Annotated in this window: 1 protein-coding gene; it reads right to left on the bottom strand. The window is 42.4% G+C overall.

The window, feature by feature from the left end:
* Positions 1-76: 76 nt before the first annotated feature.
* A complete protein-coding gene (locus GNE10_RS34220; protein WP_185570465.1) occupies positions 77-1,729 on the bottom strand; it encodes a B12-binding domain-containing radical SAM protein in 1,653 nt (550 codons plus the stop codon).
* Between the last annotated feature and the right edge of the window lie 155 nt (positions 1,730-1,884).

Genomic DNA, 1,884 nt, shown 5'->3' with positions numbered 1-1,884 from the left:
CCCCTTTCCCCCTTTCCCCTTCCCCTTTTCCCGACTTCTCTTAGAAGTCTACTAATGACCGGTCAACCGTCAACCATCAACGAGTCTTCGTGAGGATTTTTTGGGAATAAAACGATGCTGATTCTTGGTTTTTGGCGCAATCTTGAGCAAATTTAATGAGATGATGTCCCACAAGACCGACGTGAATCAAGCTTTCAATATCGCCTGTTTTGAGTGCTGGTTTGGCCATTTTCCAGAATGTTTGACGATAATTACTAAATATACCTATCCGCACCAAAATATTTATTAAATAAGTTAAACCTTTACGAATGTTAGCCCCAGAGGTGCGGGCGGGGCTGTTAGGAACTTTGATGCGGTTTGGGTAGGTGTGTTCCATGTTGTAGGCAAACCGCTGATATAAAAATTCTGGCTCGTAAGCTGTGGTGATGCAGCGCCGCCACATTTCCACAACTTCGTCGTAAGGCATTAAAAATTCAACATTTGATTCGCGGTTTTCATCAAATACAAGCCTTCCTTCTGCTTCTAATCTCCGCCATAATGGAGTTCTTGGCAATGCATGAAGTAGGTTAATTGTCAACATGGGAATTTGAGAGGCGCGAATAAATTCGAGAATGCGATCGCCTGTTTCTGGTGTATCTGTATCTAAGCCGATAATTATCCCCGATACAACTTCCATGCCATAGCTATTTAAAATCTGAATGGCTTTTAAAATCGGCAGACTCAGATTTTGGTCTTTGGAAATTGCGTGGAGGGCTTGTGGTTCTGGTGTTTCAATGCCACAAAAGATGGTGCAGAAATAAGCTTCGCGCATCATCTCCAACAGTTTGGGACTTTGAGCGAGGTTGAGAGTTGCTTCGCAGGCAAATTGGATGGGATAGCCATTGCGTTTTTGCCAGTCAATGAGGTGAGGAAGCAAATTCATGGCGGCGCGGCGATCGCCAACAAAGTTATCATCAACAAAATATACTGCTCCCAAATTGCCTGATTGACGCATTGCGTCTAACTCAGCCACAACTTGCTGTGGCGTTTTCATCCGTGGGTTGCGTCCATAAAGTTCGGGAATATCACAAAACTCGCAACGATAAGGACAACCACTAGAAAACTGCACGTTTGCTAGGAAATAATCGTTGATATTCAATAAATGATAAGCTGGGGTGGGAAACTCCCCCAGAGGTAAACGTTCTTTAGTTTCAAAGCGAATTTGTGTTTGGGGACGTTCCGAGTGTTGGTCTAGATACTCAATCATGTCATCAGTTGCATCTCCCAATTCACCCAAATGTAAAATATCAAATTCTGGATAATATTCTGGGCAACCAGACACAGAAGGGCCGCCCACAACTGTGATTTTCCCGGCTCGATGGGCAAGTTCATTAATTTGATTAATTTGTGGTTTTTGAATATGCATCCCACTAACAATTACCACATCAGCCCATTGATAATCAGCCTTAGTTGCTGGTTTGACATTTTCATCAATAAACCGGACTTCCCACTCTTGAGGTAAATAAGCAGCCACAATTAAAATACCTTGGGGAGGCATAAAAGCCCGGACATTACCCGTAAGTGGGTAAGCATAATGAAATGTACCAAAAGAGCGACTGTATTTGGGAAAGACACAAAGGATACGTCTATAATTCGAGGGAATGTAGCGTTTTTTTTGGGTATTAGCAGCGGTTTTAGAATCTGCCGCCAGAGCAATTGGGTTTTCTAAAGACTTCAAATCTATAGTCATTACAAATTTCACCCCGGAAAACTGAGCAGCTAATTTAACAATCTACTGACACAATCAGCTTTAATTGCAACTAGCTTACCGCGATATTTCAGAAGTTTTTAATTGTAAGATGGAAGACTTACTTAAAAATAGGGAATGGGGCATTGGGCATTGGG

This window comes from Nostoc sp. 2RC, assembly GCF_014222165.1.
GTDB lineage: Bacteria > Cyanobacteriota > Cyanobacteriia > Cyanobacteriales > Nostocaceae > Nostoc > Nostoc linckia.
This window is presented reverse-complemented; position numbering and strand designations above follow the sequence as displayed.

Coding starts and splice junctions, on each gene's coding strand:
- GNE10_RS34220 (WP_185570465.1), bottom strand. CDS start 1,729: ATGACTATAGATTTGAAGTCTTTAGAAAACCCAATTGCTCTGGCGGCA.